Annotated in this window: 5 protein-coding genes, 1 tRNA gene and 4 pseudogenes; 1 reads left to right on the top strand and 9 read right to left on the bottom strand. The window is 62.3% G+C overall.

The features are described from left to right. Positions 1-35: 35 nt before the first annotated feature. Both GSD1FS_RS04465 and rpsO read right to left on the bottom strand, forming a co-directional pair. The gene (locus GSD1FS_RS04465; protein WP_155588565.1) at positions 36-2675 is read right to left on the bottom strand and encodes a polyribonucleotide nucleotidyltransferase; all 2640 of its coding nucleotides are present in this window, start codon (positions 2673-2675) and stop codon (positions 36-38) included. A gap of 386 nt (positions 2676-3061) precedes the next feature. After that, a complete protein-coding gene (gene rpsO, locus GSD1FS_RS04460) occupies positions 3062-3331 on the bottom strand; it encodes a 30S ribosomal protein S15 (RefSeq protein ID WP_343030197.1) in 270 nt (89 codons plus the stop codon). 324 nt (positions 3332-3655) lie between these two features. Here rpsO and GSD1FS_RS04455 point away from each other — a divergent pair, with 324 nt between their 5' ends. Continuing rightward, positions 3656-4627, top strand: coding sequence for a lactate/malate family dehydrogenase (locus tag GSD1FS_RS04455; protein ID WP_155588564.1), 972 nt, complete (start codon positions 3656-3658; stop codon positions 4625-4627). Positions 4628-4740: 113 nt separating this feature from the next. On the opposite strand, the gene GSD1FS_RS04450 is transcribed toward GSD1FS_RS04455, so the two are convergent. The 7 genes and pseudogenes from GSD1FS_RS04450 to GSD1FS_RS04425 all read right to left on the bottom strand — a co-directional run bounded on the left by GSD1FS_RS04450 (position 4741) and on the right by GSD1FS_RS04425 (position 19163). Next, positions 4741-5475, bottom strand: coding sequence for a teichoic acid transporter (locus GSD1FS_RS04450; RefSeq protein WP_155588563.1), 735 nt, complete (start codon positions 5473-5475; stop codon positions 4741-4743). Positions 5476-5534: 59 nt separating this feature from the next. Continuing rightward, positions 5535-5608 (bottom strand) — tRNA-Gly (locus GSD1FS_RS04445). Positions 5609-5674: 66 nt separating this feature from the next. After that, positions 5675-6123 (bottom strand): annotated as a pseudogene (locus GSD1FS_RS04440) (holo-ACP synthase). Positions 6124-6216: 93 nt separating this feature from the next. Further along, positions 6217-8238: pseudogene (locus GSD1FS_RS10410) on the bottom strand (beta-ketoacyl synthase N-terminal-like domain-containing protein); the annotation flags it as partial. Positions 8239-8283: 45 nt separating this feature from the next. Next, positions 8284-15525 (bottom strand): annotated as a pseudogene (locus GSD1FS_RS04435) (fatty acid synthase subunit beta domain-containing protein); the annotation flags it as partial. A gap of 137 nt (positions 15526-15662) precedes the next feature. After that, a pseudogene (locus tag GSD1FS_RS04430) lies at positions 15663-17204 on the bottom strand (acyl-CoA carboxylase subunit beta); the annotation flags it as partial. A gap of 84 nt (positions 17205-17288) precedes the next feature. Continuing rightward, complete coding sequence (locus tag GSD1FS_RS04425) at positions 17289-19163, bottom strand: acetyl/propionyl/methylcrotonyl-CoA carboxylase subunit alpha (protein ID WP_155588560.1); 1875 nt, start codon at positions 19161-19163, stop codon at positions 17289-17291. Positions 19164-19315 lie beyond the last annotated feature (152 nt).

The raw sequence follows: 19315 nt of genomic DNA, 5'->3' as shown, positions 1-19315 counted from the left end.
ATTCACAGTGACGTTGGCGTCACATCAGCGAACGATCAGTCGTCGAACGGATCGAAGTCGCGGCGCACACGGCGACGCGGACGCTCGTGACGCTCTTCGCGACCTGCACGGTATTCGTCGTAGTTCTCGTCTGCAGCGTAACGCGGGTTGCGATCGTCGTTGCGGCGCGAACGGCGCGGGCGGTCATCACGGCGGCGATCCGAGCGGTCATCACGGTCATCACGGTCATCACGACGGCGACGCGGACGATCCTCATAATCGCGATCGTAATCACGGTCGTCGCGATCGTCACGGCGGCGACGCGGACGATCCTCATAGTCATCGTCGTAATCGCGGCGGCGACGTGGGCGGTCATCGTAATCGCGATCATCACGGCGGCGATCCGAGCGGTCGTCACGGCGGCGGTCGGAACGGCGACGGTCATCACGGTCGGAACGACGGCGATCGTCACGACGTGGTGCCGACGATTCCTGATCTTCGAAGCCAGGAATGGCGAGCGAGATCTTGCCGCGATCGTCAACGCCCTGCACGACCACCTCAACGGTGTCGCCTTCCTTGAGCACGTCTTCAACGGAGTCGATGCGCTGGCCGTCTACCAGGTTGCGGATCTGCGAGATGTGCAGCAGACCGTCGGTGCCTGGGGTCAGGTTCACGAATGCGCCGAACGACGTGGTCTTGACGACGGTGCCGTTGTAGGTTTCGCCGGCTTCTGGAACGTGCGGGTTCGCGATCTCGTCGATGATCTTCTTCGCCTTCTGCGCGGCTTCGCCGCCTTCGGAGGAGATGTAGACAGTGCCGTCGTCTTCGATTGCGATCTCAGCGCCGGTGTCTTCCTGAATCTGGTTGATCATCTTGCCCTTAGGTCCGATGATCTCGCCGATCTTGTCGACAGGAACGGTGGTGGTGATGATGCGCGGAGCCAGCGGGCTCATCTCGGCTGGGCCGTCGATGCACTCGTTGATGACTTCGAGAATCGTGGTGCGGGCTTCGTGAGCCTGCTTCAGTGCGCCGGCGAGCACGTCGGCCGGAATGCCGTCGAGCTTCGTGTCGAGCTGCAGGGCTGTGATGAAGTCGGCGGTGCCGGCGACCTTGAAGTCCATGTCGCCGAACGCGTCTTCAGCGCCGAGAATGTCGGTGAGCGTCTTGAAGATGTGCTGGCCGTCGACGTCGCCGGAGACCAAACCCATGGCGATGCCGGCAACAGGTGCCTTGAGCGGCACGCCAGCAGCGAGCAGCGACAGCGTGGAGGCGCAGACCGAGCCCATTGACGTGGAACCGTTGGAACCGATGGCTTCGGAGACCTGACGGATGGCGTATGGGAACTCTTCACGGCTTGGCAGCACAGGCACGATGGCCTTTTCAGCGAGAGCACCGTGGCCGATTTCGCGGCGCTTCGGGGAACCGACGCGACCGGTTTCGCCGGTCGAATATGGCGGCATCTCGTAGTTGTGCATGTAGCGCTTCGTGGATGGGCCGCTCAGAGCATCGATCTGCTGCTCCATCTTGAGCATGTTGAGCGTGGTGATGCCCAGAATCTGGGTTTCGCCGCGCTGGAACAGAGCGGAGCCGTGCACGCGTGGCACCACGTCGATTTCGGCAGACAGCGTGCGGATGTCGCGCAGGCCACGGCCATCGATGCGGTAGTCCTGGGTCAGGATGCGGTGACGAACGATCTGGCGCTGCAGTTCCTTGAACGCGTTGCCGATCTCCTTGTCTTTCTCCTGCTCATCCATGTCGGTGAACTCAACGGAAAGCGTGTCTTTGACGCGCTGCTTGATCTCGGCGATGCGCTCCTGACGCGGCAGCTTCTCGGCGATCGACAGGGCTTCGTCGAGGTCGGCGTGAGCGATCTCGTCAATGCGGTTGTACAGGTCTTCGGTGTATTCAGGGAACAGCGTGAACTCACGGGTTTCCTTGGCGGCGAGGCGCTTCAGTTCGTTCTGCGCATCGCACAGCACCTTGATGAACGGCTTGGCGGCTTCAAGGCCACCTGCCACGACTTCCTCATCAGGCTTCTGCTGACCCTCGTCGTAGATCAGGTGCCAAGCGTTCTTGCCTGCGCCAGCTTCGATCATGGCGATGGCGACGTCGCCGCCCTCAACCACGCGGCCTGCCACGACGATCTCGAACACAGCGCGTTCACGTTCGCTCCAGCGTGGGAATGCGACCCACTGGCCATCGATGAGCGCCAGGCGCACGCCACCAACCGGGCCGGTGAACGGCAGGCCGGAGATCAGCGTGGAAGCCGAAGCAGCGTTCAGAGCCAGCACATCGTAGGCGTCTTCAGGGTTCACGGCGAGAATGGTCTCAACAACCTGAACCTCGTTGCGCAGCGTGTGCGGGAACAGCGGGCGCAGCGGGCGGTCGATGATGCGGCAAGCCAGAATGGCTTCGGAGCTCGGGCGTCCTTCACGGCGGAAGAACGAGCCCGGGATCTTGCCGGCTGCATACATCTTCTCTTCCACGTCAACGGTAAGCGGGAAGAAGTCGTAGTTCTCCTTCGGGCTCGAACCGGCGGTGGTGGTAGAGAGCACCATTGAATCATCATCGAGATAGGCGGCAACGGCGCCGTCTGCCTGCTGTGCAAGCCTTCCCGTCTCGAAGCGCAGCGTGCGCTTGCCGAACGATCCATTGTCAATAACGGCTTCTACAGCCTTGATTTCGGGACCCTCCATAGGGTTCCTCCTTTGTATTTTTATTTATTTCTTCATATACCAACATGCGTGCCGAGTGCGCGGCTTCATTCCACCTAAGCTCCGCGCAGTCGATCTCTGGGCGTTTCACCCGCGCCCGAACAGTCAGCCTGACTTTCGGGTGGCATGGCCAAATCCACGTTTTCCTAACGCAATTGCCACCATCTGCGATTGTATACCGTTTCCACTGGCTTAGTTACTTGAAATTGTGTTATTAGCTGCTAGCAATCCTACAAATTCATCGGCAACGTCATCTGCAATGCGTCACGTTGATAGCTCAATAATTCAATTATTATCTCGTGCTTCACATAGAAAGCTCACGCACGCAAAAGAAAAGCCCGAACCCGTGAACGGATTCGGGCGGAAGACTAGCGGCGCAGTCCCAGACGATCAATCAGGGAACGGTAACGCTCAATGTCGACGCTCTTCAGGTAGTCGAGCAGACGACGACGATCACCGACCATCAGCAGCAGACCACGACGAGAGTGGTGATCGTGCTTGTGCTCCTTGAGGTGCTCGGTCAGGTCAGCGATGCGCTTGGTGAGCAGTGCAATCTGGACTTCCGGGGAGCCAGTGTCACCCTCATGGGTAGCGTACTTGGCGATGATCTCTTGCTTTTCTTCAGCCGTAAGTGCCACGGCATCCTCCTTGTTGCTGCGCGGTGCCACCGATCCGTTATCGGCAGCGCTCTCTATCCGCGGGCGAAACACGCCAAAAGAGAATTTTATGCAGACCGTCGGACTATGTTTCCCCCGCACAGCGCTTCGCCGCCAGCTTGCTCACGATGCGGTCGTTTTATGCGCCATGAGCGTAGAAAAACTCGCCTGTAACCGTTTCAAATTCGCGATTCCTACAATGAAGCGCAAATCACCGCTGGGCTGCGCAGAATTGATTGGAACCGCAACGGTGACGAACAGATGCACACACACAACGCGTCATTGACGCCGAAGGAGGGTTGACGCATGGGAATCTGTACGAAGGTCGGCATTGTGGGCATGGGGCACGTCGGCGCGCACGTTGCGAACAGTTTGATTTTGCAAGGCATAGCCGATGAGATCTTCATGACCGAGATCTGCTCCGGCGAGCGCGACCGCAGCAAGAAACTCGCTGCCGAAGTGCAGGATCTGGGTGATTCGCTCGCCTTCTGCCCGCATAATGTGGCGCTGCATAACTGCGGCGACGATTACGCGCAGCTCGCGCAATGCGACGTGATCGTGAACGCGGCGGGCGACGTGCACCGTTCTGCTGTAGACCGCGACGGCGAGCTGTTCTTCACCACCGACACCGCGAAGACGTTCATAAAGACTATTGCTGACGCCGGGTTCAGCGGCGTGTGGGTCAATATCGCGAATCCGTGCGATGTTGTGGCCACTGAAATCTGGAAGGAGTCGGGCATTGACCCGCGCCGCGTGATCGGCACGGGCACGGCGCTTGATTCGAGCCGCCTCAAGTACGTGCTGTCGCGCGTCACCGGCTACGACCAGCATTCGATCACTGCATACATGCTCGGCGAGCATGGCGCGAGCCAGTTCGCCGCGTGGAGCAACGTCTCCTTCGGCGGCAAGCCACTCTCCCAGCTCGCGCAAGAGCAGCCGGAACGGTTCAGCTTCGACTACAAGGAGCTCGAGGCGCAGGCTCGCCAGGGTGGGTATGTGACGTACGCGGGCAAGCAGTGCACTGAGTTCGCGGTTGCGGATGCGGCGTGCCGTTTGGTGCGCGCGGTCGTGTCGAACGAGCATTACATCACGGCGTGCTCGACGCTGCTCACCGGCGAATACGGCGAGGAGGGCATTTTCATCTCGCTGCCGTGCGTCGTGGGTGCGGACGGCGTGGAGGAAGTCATCACACTCGACTTGAGTGATGAGGAGCTCGACGAGTTCCACGCGAGCTGCGCGCATGTGCGGGAGAATCTCGCGCGCACGCATATCGCCTGATATTTATATGAGACATATTATTGGTCCCGCACGCCGGACGCAGCGCGCGGGACCAATAATTTTATATTATTTTTAAATAATATTATTATATATATTTTAGTTTTTGCTTAGCTCTACGCGGCAGCCATGAATCCGCCGCAGAACAATATGATCAGCGCGACGACTTCGAACACCAGAAGCATGATGAACGACACCCACACATGCGTGAGCACGTTGAGCGGGGAGTCTTTGCGCACCACCACGAGCAGCCCGACCCACACGAGCGCGAACACGGCGAGTGCTATGGCGGACGCGATGATGCCGAGATTCGCGGAGTTCGCGATGTATGCGTGACTGCCGTAGATCACGTAGGTGGCGTTCCAGAAGTTGAGTTTGAACATCGAGACGCCGGCGATCAGCTGTTCGAGCGCGAGGAACACGACGAACGCGAGGAACCATGCGACGCGGTGATTGTCGACGAGCAGCATGACGAGCGAGACGAACAGCATTGTCGTCACGCCCCACGAAACGAGGGCGATGCCGTACGAGGTGAGCATGCCGAAGTTGGCGGTGATGGCGGCGGCGTGGTTCACGGCGAGCGAGCGACCCACCCAGTACGGAGCGATCAATGCGGCGAGCAGCAGCACGATCGCGACGATCCAGCGCCACGGATGCGACTGCTTACGCTCGATGTCGGCCAACGACACGTCGGATTCGGGGATCGTGGCCTCCGGGTGTTTCGACACGACGTTTTCGGCGAGCTCTTCTTCGAGATTCTGCCCGCTCGTCGGTTCGATCGGCTTGGCCGCAGGCTCGGAGTCGAGTTTTGCGATTTCCTGCTGCTCTGCATCCTGCGAAGACTGCGGCATCGCCACCTCCTTGGTTTGGTAACAAAAACGACCGAATCTCAATGATTTCGGCCGTTGATTGGAGCGGACGACGGGAATCGAACCCGCGTAATCAGTTTGGAAGACTGAGGCTCTACCATTGAGCTACGTCCGCGTATTGCTCGCTTGCGTAAGCAACTCTGTTATTATACACGACCCCGGAATATCGAATACTCCGCCACTACTCCGCTTCCAAAAGCACCACCGCCGACGCGATGCCACCGTCGTGACTGAGTGACACGTGCCAGCGAACGTTCCGCTCGCTTGGCAGTCGCAGAGATTCGCGCAGGTCGCGCCCCACCTGTGCGGAGAGTGCGATGTGGGGCAGCCGGTGGAGTCGCCCAGAATCTCGATGCTGCTCCATGGAACGGTGTCGAGAGAATATGGACGATTATCTGCGTGCGTTGTGCTCGACAGTGCTTCGCACCACGCTTTGATCACCGCTTCCTTGCCAGCCCAGCGAGCGGCGAAATGCGCGGATTCGCTGTCGTGCTTGATTGCGGCGCGCATTTGCGCCTGCCGCTGCTCGCGCACGGAGAAAAGCTGCTTGATGCGCGTGCCCGGCATCGTGAACTGCTCGTGAAACGCGTGCACGTCAACCACGTCATGCCCGATGCCCAGCACTGCCATCTGCTTCCCTCCTGTACTTTTATATATATTGGTCGAAAGATGCGGAGGCTCGCAAATCGCAAGCCTCCGCAATTTCTTGGGTTTCCTTATCTGTCAGGCGAAGTAGCCGTCAGCAGACAAACGCGCGGCTGGGTTGAGCAGCATGGCCTTCTCAACCTCGTGGGCGTTGTAGCCACGGTGATCCTCGTGGAAGCGACGGTTGTCGATCGGCTCGTAGAGCGGCGCACGACCCATCATGCCTTCCTCGAAGTGCCTGCGGCCAGCCGCCAAACGCTCGTTGGCGCGTTCACGCCAAGCGTGCAGGGCCTGCGTGCCAGCGGTGTGTTCGACTGCCGCTTCGAAAGCGCCAGGGTGCACGATCGCCGCGAAACCGGAGACATGGCCGAAACCGAGCGACGTAGCGAGTGCCGCCTTGACGGTTTTGCGAGTGCCGATACGCAGCGGTTCGCGCAGCCACACCATGTAGTCGTCGCGAGCGAGCTTCGGGTCAACGCATTCGAGTGAAGCGTTCGCCGGAATCACACCGCTCTTGAACAGCTGCGTCAGGCCGTTGACCTGGAAGATGCAGGCACCGCCCTTCGCATGGCCGGTCAGCGACTTCTGCGAGATGACGAACAGCGGGTTGCCGCTCTCACGGCCGATGGCGTGGGCGAGCGTGTTGTGCAGTTCGGACTCGTTCGGGTCGTTGGCGTTCGTGGACGTGTCGTGCTTGGAGACCACGGCGATGTCGTCCGGCGTGACGCCCAAACGTGCGAGGTAGTGCACGAGCTTCGAGTCGCGGCCGCCCATGCCTGCGGCCAGAGCGCCGAGGCCAGGAGCTGGAATCGACGTGTGCGCGCCGTCAGCATAGGAGTGGACGAAGCCGATCACGCCGGCGACCGGCAGGCCGAGCTTCAACGCGATATCGCCTCGGGTGAGCAGAATCGTGCCGCCGCCCTGCGATTCGACGAAGCCGCCACGCCGACGGTCGTTGGCACGCGAGAAGAAGCGCGGTTCAATGCCCTTGTCGAGCATCTCCTGCGAATTGGCGGTCGCGTTCATGTTGCCGAAACCGATAACCGATTCCACGCCGATGTCGTCGATCGCACCGGTGACCACGAAATCGGCCTTGCCGAGCGCGATCTTGTCGGCGCCTTCCTCCAAAGACACCGCCGCAGTGGCGCATGCCGACACCGGCTGGATCATGTTGCCGTAGCCGCCGATGTAGCTTTGCATCACGTGAGCCGCCACCACGTTCGGCAGGGCTTCCTGCAGAATGTCGGTCGGGATCTCGTGGTTCAGGAAGCGGTCGAGGTAGAGCTTGCGCATCGAAGCCATGCCGCCGAAGCCGGTGCCCTGCGTCGAAGCGACCATCGACGGGTGCACGGCCTGCAGAATCTCGGTCGGAGTGAAGCCCGCCGAGAGGTAGGCGTCGACCGTGGTGACGATGTTCCACAACGCGATCTCGTCCACATCGCCGACCATCGAAGCCGGGATGCCCCACTTGAGTGGGTCGAAGCCGTCCGGGAACTGGCCGCCGACCGTGCGGGTCATCGTGGCGCGACGAGGCACGCGGATCATCGAACCGGCGTGGCGCGTCACGTTCCATTCGCCGCTTTCCGCGTCTTCCTCGATGCTCGTATGTTCAGCGTCCATCGCCACGTATTCGTTGGCGAGTTCGCGTGTCGGCACGGCGAAGGTCACGTCGTGGTCCAAGTAGACCTCAGCTTCCTCTTCGTCGGTGCCGTTGCGGTAGTCGGACCCCATGCCGGTTTCGAACGGGCGCACGCCAGATTTGGCGACGACCTCATCGTGGTAACGCTCGGCGATGTCGGCTTCGGGCACCAGATTGCCATCGGTGTCGTACCAGCCCGGCTTCGGGGAATCCGCCCACGTCAGCAGACCCATGTTCCATGCGAGTTCGAGCACCGCACCTGCGGAGAGGTCTACCTCGCCGTCAGAATGGATGCCGAGTTCGGCTTCGGCACGAGTGCGTCCCGAACCCCATGGGCCGAGCTCGCCGACGGAGACGATGACGATCTCGTCTTCCGGACGGGCGCTCACCTGCTCCCATTCGCTCAGCTCGACTGCCGCCTGCTGTGGCACATGCGGAGTCGGCAACGCCTTGATCTGCACGGCATTCGCATCGTCCTCAGCCTCTTCAACGGCATCCAGCGCGGCGTCTGCCAATGCTTCGGCGCGCAATGCCTTGATATCGATCGGTTCGGAGCCCAGGCCGCCGGTCAAGTCCACGTCGAGCGGCGCGATAGCAGCCTGTTCGCGCGCCTCGGCGCTCACCAACTTGAGCAGTTCCGCGGCGATCTCTTCGGTGGAATACGTGCGCAGGCCGTGCTTTTCAACCACGTCGACGAGCGGATCGTTGCCACCCATCAGGCCAGTGCCACGCACCCAACCGATCTTCGGGTGGGCGAAGGTCACGCGATCGGACCACACATGTTCGGCGCGGGCGCGATTCACCATCGCGTCGAAGGCGCTCTTCACTTCGCCGTATGCGCCGTCACCGCCGAACACGCCACGGTTCGGGGAGCCTGGCAGCACCACGTGAAGCTTGTGCTGCACGTCGGTGTCGGCACCGATCTGCGCGAATCCGGCGATCGCACGTTCCACACCCCACAGCATCAAGCGTGCCTGAGATTCGAACAACGCGCCGGAATCCGCAAGCGAGCCGTGCACAGGAGGCGCTGCGAACGGGAAAAACAGGCTTGGCTCATACGCCGGCTTCAGCACGGTGGTCGTGGCACCGCTCGTCTTCTTCTGCACAGTGCCAACCCAGTCCACCAAAGCGTCCACGTCTCGGTACGACGAGAGATTCGCCGGTACGAGCCACAGTTTCGCGTCGCCGCGCGCATGCTGGCGGTAGGTGCGCTGCGCCCACGCCTTGATGCTTGGCTTGAAGCTGTGCGAGGTGGCGATCACCGTCGCACCGCCTTCGAGCAGTCCGTTCACCACCTGAGCGGCAATCGAGTTCGGTGCAACGCCGGTGACCACTGCCACTTCGCCGTCGTACTCAAATTCGCCTTCCGTGCGGTTCTGCGCGGCTTGGTCGGCGATCTGCGCGTACTGCGTAGCCAGATCATCGTCACTGTGCTCGGCGTACCAAGCGGCCTGCTGCGCCACGGCCTTGCCCGCGCCGGTGAAATCGCCGGCGATGGCGTCAAGTTCACCGTTGTAATATGCTCGCGCCAAATCTTCGCGAGCGGAAGCCCAACGGTCATCGAACAAAATTGCCTTGCGCGAGTCGAAGCGTGGGGCCACCTGCTGCGGCCAATCCGAGCCGAGTTCGGCTTCGACGGCGGCCACAACCGCCGCGTTCTCGTCTTCCTCCGGCACGGCAGCCGGCTCATTCACGCCGAGCTGACCGAGCACGAAGCGTGCGGTGGCAGCCAGCACACCGTTGGAACCGGTGACCGACTGCGCGTATGCATCCAAAGCAGCGGAATCAACCACGCCACCGGCTGCACCGCCAGCGCTTGGCATCGCGACCTGCACGCCGTGCGCGGCGGCGACGGCCTGCACTGCAGCGTCGATCATCGCGTTCGCCTGCGCCGCATTCGACGCGGAGTCACTGCCGAGCGTGGCGAGATCACCGCCGCGAGAGCTTGCGTCGTCGCGCGTGCCGAGCACGAGCTGTGCGACCACATGGTGTGCCCAGCCTTCGCCGAGCTGCCACGTGTCGGTCACACGCTTCTCAATCTGCGCGAGCTTGACACCGGCAGCGCCGAACAGACTGCGCACACGATCGCGCACAATATCCGCCAGCACCGGGCCGAACGCCTTGTAGTTCGGCGCAACCTTGTCTACGAGCGCGTTCAGATCGCGGATGCTCGCTTCGGCGGCGCCGTCGACACTGGCCACACCGAGTTCGGAGCTGATGTCCATCAGCAGCTGGTTGCGGCGCGACGACACACCGTTCGTCAGCGTATCCGTCGTGTCGTTGTCTCCGATCTGCTCCGGGCGCACCTTCGCGGAGTATGCGAGCAGCATCTCGATCGCGTCATGCGCGCGGTAGTCGAGGTCCGCGACCGCGGCACCCGACACGCCACCGGCAGGAGCGGCAGGAGCAGCAGCTGGCGTGACCGGCGCACTCTGCTCAGCAACAGGCGCGGCTGCCGGCGTAGCAGGCGCAGCGGCAGCTGCAGGAGCAGTCTCCGCAACCGGCGCTTCCTCCTCCGCTTCCGGCACGAGCGAATCGGAATCGGTCATGTAGACGCGCGCTTCGTCGCGCCCCACGTTGTACACGCTCACATGGCGGCGCGAGAACTCCGGCAGACGCAGCGTCTTCGACGCGAGGTTCGCGAGCGTCGGTGCATTGCCCAAGCCGACTTCCACGAGTTCCTCGACGCCGAGTCCGCCCTGTTCATGCGAACCGAACATCAGCGCCTGCGTTTCGATCCAGCGAACCGGCGACGCGAACTGCCAGGAAAGCAGTTCGGTGAGCAGCAGACGGCCGAGCTTCTGGTCGTCCTGCGCATACGACTCCCACACGTCGTCGTCCGCGAGCGCGGCCGCGATGCGTTCGCTCGGCACCACGTCGAGGATCTTCGCCGCGAATTCACGCGTCATCTCGAACGGTTCTGCCACCAGATTCGGAATGTAGCGGCCTTCGAGCGCGCCACGGTAGTCGATGTGCGCGGGCAGCAGCGCGTCAAGCTTGTCGCGGAACTCCGGCACGCCCTTGCGCAGCAACGTCGAGTGGAACGGCACGTCGATGCCCGGCACGAGCATGAACGCCGGCTTGCCGCCGTATTCCGCCACACGGCGCGCGCTGTCTGCCTTGAGCGCCTTGAGTCCGGCGATGGTGCCGGCGACGGCATACTGTTGGCCTGCGAGATTGTAGTTGACGATCTCCAGGAACTCGCCGCTCGCCTTGGCGACGCCTTCCACATATTCGCGCACGTGCGCGTCATCCACACCGAACTGATTCGGGCGCAGCGCACCCATGCGGTAGTTCGAACGGCCTTGCGCGTCGCGGTCGATCAGGTGATGCATCGTGGAACCGCGGTGGAACACGAGTTCGAGCACTGTTTCGAGCGGAATCACGTGTGCGAACGAGCTCAGCGCATTGTATTCGCCGAGCGAGTGGCCCGCGAAGTAAGCCGGGCGAATGTCGGCGCCGGCTTCGCTCATACGCGCGGTCTGCGCGAACGCGACGGTGGCGAGCGCCACCTGCGTGAACTGAGTCAGATTGAGCAGACCCTCCGGGTGACGGTAGGTGACGCCGTTCGCGGTGAGTTCCTTCGGATTATCGCGCACGACGGCGAGGATCGAGAAGCCGAGGCGTTCACGCGTGAGCTTGTCGGCACGCTCCCAGACTTCGCGCGCCGCCGGAGACTTGGCGCGCTCGTCGAGCACCATGCCCTGCTGCTGGATGCCCTGACCCGGGTAGACGAATGCGCTGATCGGCGCACGCGTGATCGCGGTGGCTCGCGAGACGATGTTGCCGTCAATGCGGCAGGTGACTTCGAGCACGAGGCCGGCGTGTGCCACGCGGCCGACGCGTTCGATGGAGATCTCCACTTCGTCGTCGAGCTGCACCATGCCATACATGTTGTAGGTCCAGCCGATGATCTCGTAGTGCGCACCCTTGCTATCGAGCGCCTGCACCGCGTGCTGTGCGGTGGCAGACAGCCACATGCCGTGCACGAGCGGTTGGTTCAGACCGCTGATTGCGGCACCGCGGTGCGACGTGTGGATCGGGTTGAAGTCGCCGGATGTGCGGGCGAAGGCGGTCATCTCGTGCGGCGCGGTGACGGTGACGCGACGCAGCATGCGACGTGGTGTTTCACGGATGTCTTCGAGCAGACCGCCGTAGTTCGGCGCCGGCTGCGGCAGTTCGTCGCTGTAGGCGCGGCCGCGGATGGCGAAACGTTCGGTTTCGCGCGCCACGAGCGTGCCATCGGCGAGATGATGCTCGATGTGGATGGTGACCACACGTCCGGAGGCGGATTCGAAATACTGCTCGGCCCAACCGCGCAACGTGATCTGCTCGCCGGTGTGTGCGAGGAGTTCGTCTTCCGTGATTTCCAGTTCGATCAGGTGGTCGAGGTGGACCGCGTTGAGCAGACCTTCGATCACCGGGTAGCCGTCGACCATAACCGAGCCGAGTGCCGCGTAGATGGTTGGCCATGCCGGGCCAACGAGCGCATCCGGCGCGATCTGCGATGCGATCAGGTCAAGTGGCAGCGCTCCGCCAGTGGCGGCCTCGTGGTCGAAGCCGAGGTTGGCCGACAGCGTGTAGTGAGACGTGGCGATGCCGTAAGGGAATGCCTCGGTGTCGGCATCAGGCTCGACGGTTGGCATGGTGTCGAGCTTGTCGCTGGTGATGGCCGTGTTGCCGATGCCTGCCGTGTCTGCGAGCATGCGGTACACGTGTTCGGGCAAGCGTTCGCGGTCGACCACCGGAATCATGCCGGTGGCGTCGGTAGGCACGTTGAGCGGGATCACGATGCTGCGCACGGCGTGCTTGGAGATGCCACCGTCCGGGTCGTCATCCCAGAACGTGTCGAGGTGAATGTCAAGGTCGAACTGTTCCTCGCCGTTATCGGTGCCGAGGTAGCGCAGCTCGTAGTTCTCGTCGCCACGCTTGGTGTTATAGGCGGGGTTGGCCATCTGATGGCCGATCCACGAGATGTTCGGGCTGCGGCGAATGAAGTCTTCGGCGTCAGCACAGTCGGAGAGCAGGGCGAAGCGCGGTTCGGCGGTTTCGTTGCCGGCCACGCGCTTGGTCATCGCCTCGTTAAAGCGGCCGAGGATGCTGGCGACCGGTTCGTCGATCGTGGTGATGCCAGCCACCGAAATCGGCCCGGGGATGATGCGCACGGAATCGGCGGAATAGCGCGGGTCTTCGGACTGCCAGAGCTGATCCTGACCCCACCAGCGCAGCAGGTCGTTATCGATGGCCGGCACGAACGGCATCGGCTTCGGGTATTCGCGCACGAGCTGCGTGAACCATGCTTCGTCGATCGGCACCACGGTCAGTTCACTGATCTGCGGGTACGCGTCCGTCAGAGCGGCGATGGCGGCGAACGGATCGTCTTCAACGTCGGCGCGAGTGGCGAACATCGGCGTGAACTTGCCTTGTTCGAGGTCGATCACGCGGGCTTCGATGCGCTGCATCAGGTGCAGGAAGCGGTCGGCATAGGTGGCATCCGCCCACGGGAACGAGAGCTCGGCGAAGCGGCGTGCCCAATCCTCGTAGGTCATCGTCTTCAGGTCACCGAAATACGGTTTCGCCGTCTCGTTCAACGCGTCGATGATCTCCTGGCGGCGGGTTTCGAGCTCTTCAGGGTGCTTCATCACGCGCACGAGCAGGCGTCCGCAACGTGCGGAGGCGTTTTCGAGCTCGTAGATGTCGGCGTGCAGATGGCTCAAACCGCTCGACACACCGCCGACGCTTTTGCCGCTCGGCACCCAGGTTTCGCCCAGTGGTGCGAACACGTCGTCATCGGTGTTTGTTTCGGCGGTGATGCCCGGCGTTTCGACGAGCAATTTCTTGACTTCCGGCGAGGTGTGTGCCTCTTTCGCGGTCATCACGGCAGTGCCCACGAGCACGCCGTCCACAGGCATGAGCGGACGGTCATAGCGCGTCGCCCATTCACCGGAGATGTAGTCAGCGGCGCGATCCGGCGTGCCGATGCCGCCACCGGCCACGAGCACCAGATTGCTCTGCTCACGCACTTGCGCATAGGTGTTGAGCAGCAAGTCATCAAGCGATTCCCAGCTGTGGTGGCCGCCTGCAGAACCGCCTTCCACCTGCACGATCACGTTCGTCGGCGCCACGGCCTTGGCGATGCGCACCACCTGCTTGATCTGGTCGACGGTGCCCGGCTTGAAGCAGACGAACGGGAAGCCTTCGGCGTTGAGCTCATGCACGAGCGCCACGGCCTCATCGAATTCAGGGATGCCCGCCGAGATCACCACACCGTCGATAGGCGCACCGCTGGCGCGCTTCTTCGGCACGATGTGCTGCGTGCCGAACTGCAGGTTCCACAGGTAGCGGTCCATGAACATCGCGTTGAATTCAACGCTGCGGCCTTCTTCGAGCTGTTCTTCGAGTTCGTCGACGTGGGCGTCGAACACATCGGCGGTCACCTGGCCACCACCGGCGAGTTCCGCCCAATACCCGGCGTTCGCAGCCGCGGCCACGATTTCCGGATCCACGGTGGTCGGCGTCATGCCGGCGAGCAGCACCGGCGGCTTGCCGGTCAAACGCGTGAACGCCGTTTCGATGCGCTCCCCCTGCGGCGTGGAGATGAGCTGCGGCACATACTTCGTCCAATCCTGCATGCGCGCCGGATCCTCGGTCTGCGTGGCGAGCTTCGCACGATCCGCCACGCCTGCGGCTTCGATCACGCCGACGCCCGTGCCTTCGGCGACGGTGCCGAACAGCTTGGCGAGCGTGGTGCCCGGGCCCATGTCGACCACCCACAGCGTGCGTGGATCGTTGTCTTTGAACAGTTCGGCGACCTGCGACGCCCAGTCCACCTGGTTCACGAGCACTTCGCCGGCGAGCACGCGTGCGCGATCCTCGTCGATGCCGCATGCGCGAGCCCACTCCACCGTTTGTTCCACGGCCTGTTCCATGATCGGGCTGTGGAATGGTAGCGTCACTTCAAGGTATTCGAGCACCGGGTCGAACACGCTGCCGCCTCGCACCTTGTCGGCGCGCAGTTGCGCCTGATGCTTGTGCTCTTTGGCGACTTCCACCGCGAACGAGGCGAGATCCTGCGGGTGGCCGGAGAGCACCACATGGTTCGCCGAGTTGATCACGGCCACGGCGATCGGCCCGTGAGCGTCGGTGACGCGGGCGATCAGTTCATCCGCTTGAGCCGGCAGGATTCCCTTCACCGAGAGCATCGGTGTGGCATCGCCGTATTTGCGCACCAAACCGTGTGCACGAACCTCACGCGTGCCAGCGGCGCCGATCAGCGCGGCGATGGCGAGAATCTCGTCGATCTGCTCGCGGGCGGCCTCAATCGAACCGGCGTCGATGATCGCCTGTGCCATGTGCACGCCGAGGATGCCCTGCGAGTGGCCGAGCAATGCGACCGGCGACGCGGTGGCCACGTTGTAGCCGAGCTGGTCGAAGTCGAGCATCGCGCCAAGCTGTGCGAGCGCGATGCCTTGAATGCTGGCGGTAGCGTCGGCTGCGGCACCGAGTTTCGCCGGATTCGCCGGGTAGTTGAACAGATCGGTTTCGCGGCCGGTCGTGGCGAGCAAATCCGCGGCGACCGGAGTCAGCAGGCCGTGTGCGGAACGCACATAATCCTTCAACTGTGCGGCAACGCGTTCGTCTTGCATGAGTTCATCGACAGCGACGGTCCACGGTGTGGACTGGCCTGCGAACATAAGCGCGTGCGGCTGTTCGCTCAAACGGTTCACGAAGAATTCCGGTGTAGTCATAGTGTTCTCGTTTCTTGGGTTGTCGTAAAAATGAGTTGCTGTGATATGTGGATTGTGGATAACTTTTTTCGTCGGCACACATGGCGGATTGTGGAAAAGTGGATTACCTGCCGTCTTTCGCATGCCAGCGGAAGCATTTAGAGCGGTTGGTTGCCGTGGTGTTTGGGCGTGCGGCTGACTCTGCGTTTCGAGGCGAGCGTGCGCAGTGATTCGACGAGCACGTCGCGCGTCTGCTCCGGGTCGATCATCGCGTCTACCTGACCGGTTTCCATCGACAGGTTCGCGTTCACCGTCGTGTTCTCGTAGTCGGCGATGTAGTTCGCGCGCACTTCGTTCACGTCGAGTCCCGCGTCTTTCGCCTTCTGCAAGTCTTTGCGGTGAATAATATTGACCGCTCCCGCCGCGCCGAGCACTGCGATCTGACTCGTCGGCCACGCGTAGTTGAGATCCGCGCCGATCGCCTTCGAACCCATCACGATGTATGCGCCGCCATAGGCTTTGCGTAGGATGATCGTGACGAGCGGCACTTGTGCGTTCGCATACGCATAGATGACCTTCGCGCCGCGGCGAATAATACCCGCGTGTTCCTGCTGTGCGCCCGGCTTGTAGCCGGGAGTGTCAACGAGCGTGATAATCGGCAGATTGAACGCGTCGCACAAGCGCACGAAACGCGCGACCTTCTCCGACGAATCCACGTCGAGCGAGCCGGCGTTGACGTTCGGCTGATTGGCGACGATGCCGACCGGATGCCCGTCGATGCATGCGAATCCGACGACCGCGGACTGCGCGAACAGTTCGTGCACCTGCACGAACTCGCCGTAGTCCACAATGCAGCGGATCACATCGAGCACATCGTATGGCTGGCGATCGTTTTCGGGAACGATCGTGCCCAGTCGCTGCGCGATCTCGTGGTCGGCGCGCGTCGCCATATACGCGTACGTGGGCGCCTGCTCCTCACTGTTCGACGGCAAGTATGCGAGCACAGTGCGCGCGTAGTCAATCGCGTCGGCTTCGTCGGCACCCAAGTAGTGCGCGACACCGGATTTCACATTGTGCACGAGGCCGCCGCCGAGATCGTCCATGCTGATCGACTCGCCGGTGGACGCCTTGATCACGTCGGGGCCGGTGACGAACATGTTCGAGTTCTCGCGGGTCATGATGATCAAGTCGGTGAGCGCGGGGCAATACACCGCGCCGCCCGCGCAGGGCCCCAGAATAAGCGAGATCTGCGGCACGAAGCCGCTCGCCTCGCAGGTCTTGCGGAAGATGTTGCCGTATTCGGTGAGCGCCGCGACGCCCTCCTGAATGCGAGCGCCGCCGGAGTCGATCAATGCGATGATCGGCACGCGCAAGCTCAGCGCCTGATCCATCAGATGGCAGATCTTGCGCCCCTCGGCCACGCCAAGCGAACCGCCGCGCACCGAGAAATCCTGCGCATACACGGCCACCTTGCGGCCATAGACCTCGCCGAAACCGGTGATGACCGCCGAGCCTGCCACTCCCCTGTTGATGTCGCCGCCGCGGAAGCGTCCGATCTCTTCGAACGTGCCGGAGTCGAGCAGCAGGTCGAGGCGCTCGCGCGCGGTGAACTTGCCTTTGACATGCTGGCGGTCACGCGCCTTGGTTTCGGCGTCGCGCGCGAGTTCTGAGGCTTTGAGCACGGCTGGGCGAATCGGCTGGCGGTTGCCTGCACCACCGTTCGCCGTGCCAGCGGCTGCGCTGTCGAGCGTCGCGATGTTTGCGTCAATGCTGTCGGTCATTGGTCACGCCTCCTCCTGCGACTTGTTTTGTGTGCTTTGCTTGTCGTGCGCGCCGGCGACGTCCATCGTCAGCAACGTCTCACCGGCCTCGACGCCGGTGGCTGGGCACGCGAAGATCTCTTTGACCGTGCCATTCGTGGGCGAATACACGTAGTTCTCCATCTTCATCGACTCGAGCACCACCAGCAGGTCGCCTTTTGAGACTTCCTGCCCTTCGCTCACGTTGATGCGCGTCACCAACGCCTGCATCGGCGCGGAGATCACGCCGGGGCGTTCGGCATTGTGCGCGTTCTTGCGATCCACGTGATGCGAACCCTGCCCGCGCAGCGGTTGCGTCGGCCTGCGGTCAGCGCGCGAATGCGCACCGCCGGTCAGATTCGCGAACATGTCGCTCGGCACATTGAGCACGACACGACGATTGTTCATCTCGATCACGAACTGCTCGCTATGCTCGGGTTGCACGTCCGCGGAAGTCGCGGTGGAGTCGAGCGACGCGGGTTGGCCGCCGTGAGCGGAAGCCGGCTCGTGGTTCAGGTATTTGCGTTCCAGCCACTTCGTGCTCACGTCGAAGTCGTGGCCGTGCTCGCCGGTGAACTCGTCGTCGTTGAAAATCTGCTTATAGAGTTCGATCGGCGTCGGCACGCCTTCGATCTTCAGCTCGTCGAGCGCGCGGCGCACGCGAGCTACAGCGGCCTCACGGTCACTAGCGGTAACGATGAGCTTGCCCATCATCGAATCGAATTTAGGTGAGATCGTGTCGCCCTCAACCACGCCGGAGTCCACGCGTACGCCCGGGCCAGCCGGCCAGAGCACACGTTCGAGCGTGCCGGAGCTCGGCGTCAGATTCGTGTTCGGGTCTTCGCTGGTGATGCGCAGTTCGAAGCTGTGACCGCGAGACGGCGGTTCTGGCGAGATCTCGCCGCCGGAAGCAATCGTGAGCTGTTCGCGCACCAAGTCAAGGCCGCTCACTTCCTCGCTCACCGTGTGCTCCACCTGCAGGCGTGGATTCACTTCCAAGAAATACACTTTGCCGGTATCAGTCACCATAAATTCGCATGTGCCGAGCCCCACGTAGTTGACGGCGTTGAACAGACGGCGCGAATATTCGTGCAGCTGTGCGAGCACGTCGTCGTCGAGGTACGGAGCCGGAGCCTCTTCGATGAGCTTCTGGTTGCGGCGCTGCACCGAGCAGTCGCGCGTCGAATAGACGGTGAAATTGCCGTGTGAGTCGCGGCCGCACTGCGTTTCCACGTGGCGACCGTGGTCGATGAATCGTTCGACGAAATATTCGTCGAGGTCGCCGCCCTGCACGGCGTTGTGGTTCAGGTAGAATCCGCGCAGTTCGTCGTCGCTGCGCACGAGCGTGATGCCGCGTCCGCCGCCGCCATCCGTTCGCTTGAGCATCAGCGGGTAGCCGTGCGTGTGCGCGAAGTCGAGCAGCACGCGCATGTCTCCGAGCGAGTTCGAGAGGCCCGGAACGGGAGGCACTTTGGCGTAGAGGGCGACGCGTCGGGCGCTGATCTTGTCTCCCAGATCGGTGAGCGCGCGTGAAGACGGGCCAACCCAGGTGGCGCCGGCTTCAACCACTTTGTCGGCGAAGCTCGGCACTTCGGAGAGGAAGCCGTAGCCGGGGTGCACGGCGTCTGCGCCGCTGCGTTTGAGAATGCTGATGAGCAGATCTTCGTTGAGGTAGGTATCGGCGTATGTGTCACCGGAGAGCAGATAGGCTTCGTCGGCCATCTGCACATATTGCGAGTGGCGATCCTGTTCGGCGTACACGACGACGGTGGGAATGCCCATCTCGCGCGCCGTGCGCACCACGCGCAATGCGATCTCGCCGCGGTTGGCGATCAAGAGCTTGGAGACAAAATCGGTCATGGTGAATAACCATGCTCTTATTTGAATACTCTCGAAACGTTCGAATAAACAAAACTCGGCGTTTGTTTTTGGCGACGTCTACAAAACGAAATTCACGCGCTTCTGTCTACGATGTCCACATCGCTTGATTTCCAACGGTTTTCGCACCAAGA

The sequence above is a fragment of the Bifidobacterium canis genome, assembly GCF_009727065.1.
Lineage (GTDB): Bacteria > Actinomycetota > Actinomycetes > Actinomycetales > Bifidobacteriaceae > Bifidobacterium > Bifidobacterium canis.
This window is presented reverse-complemented; position numbering and strand designations above follow the sequence as displayed.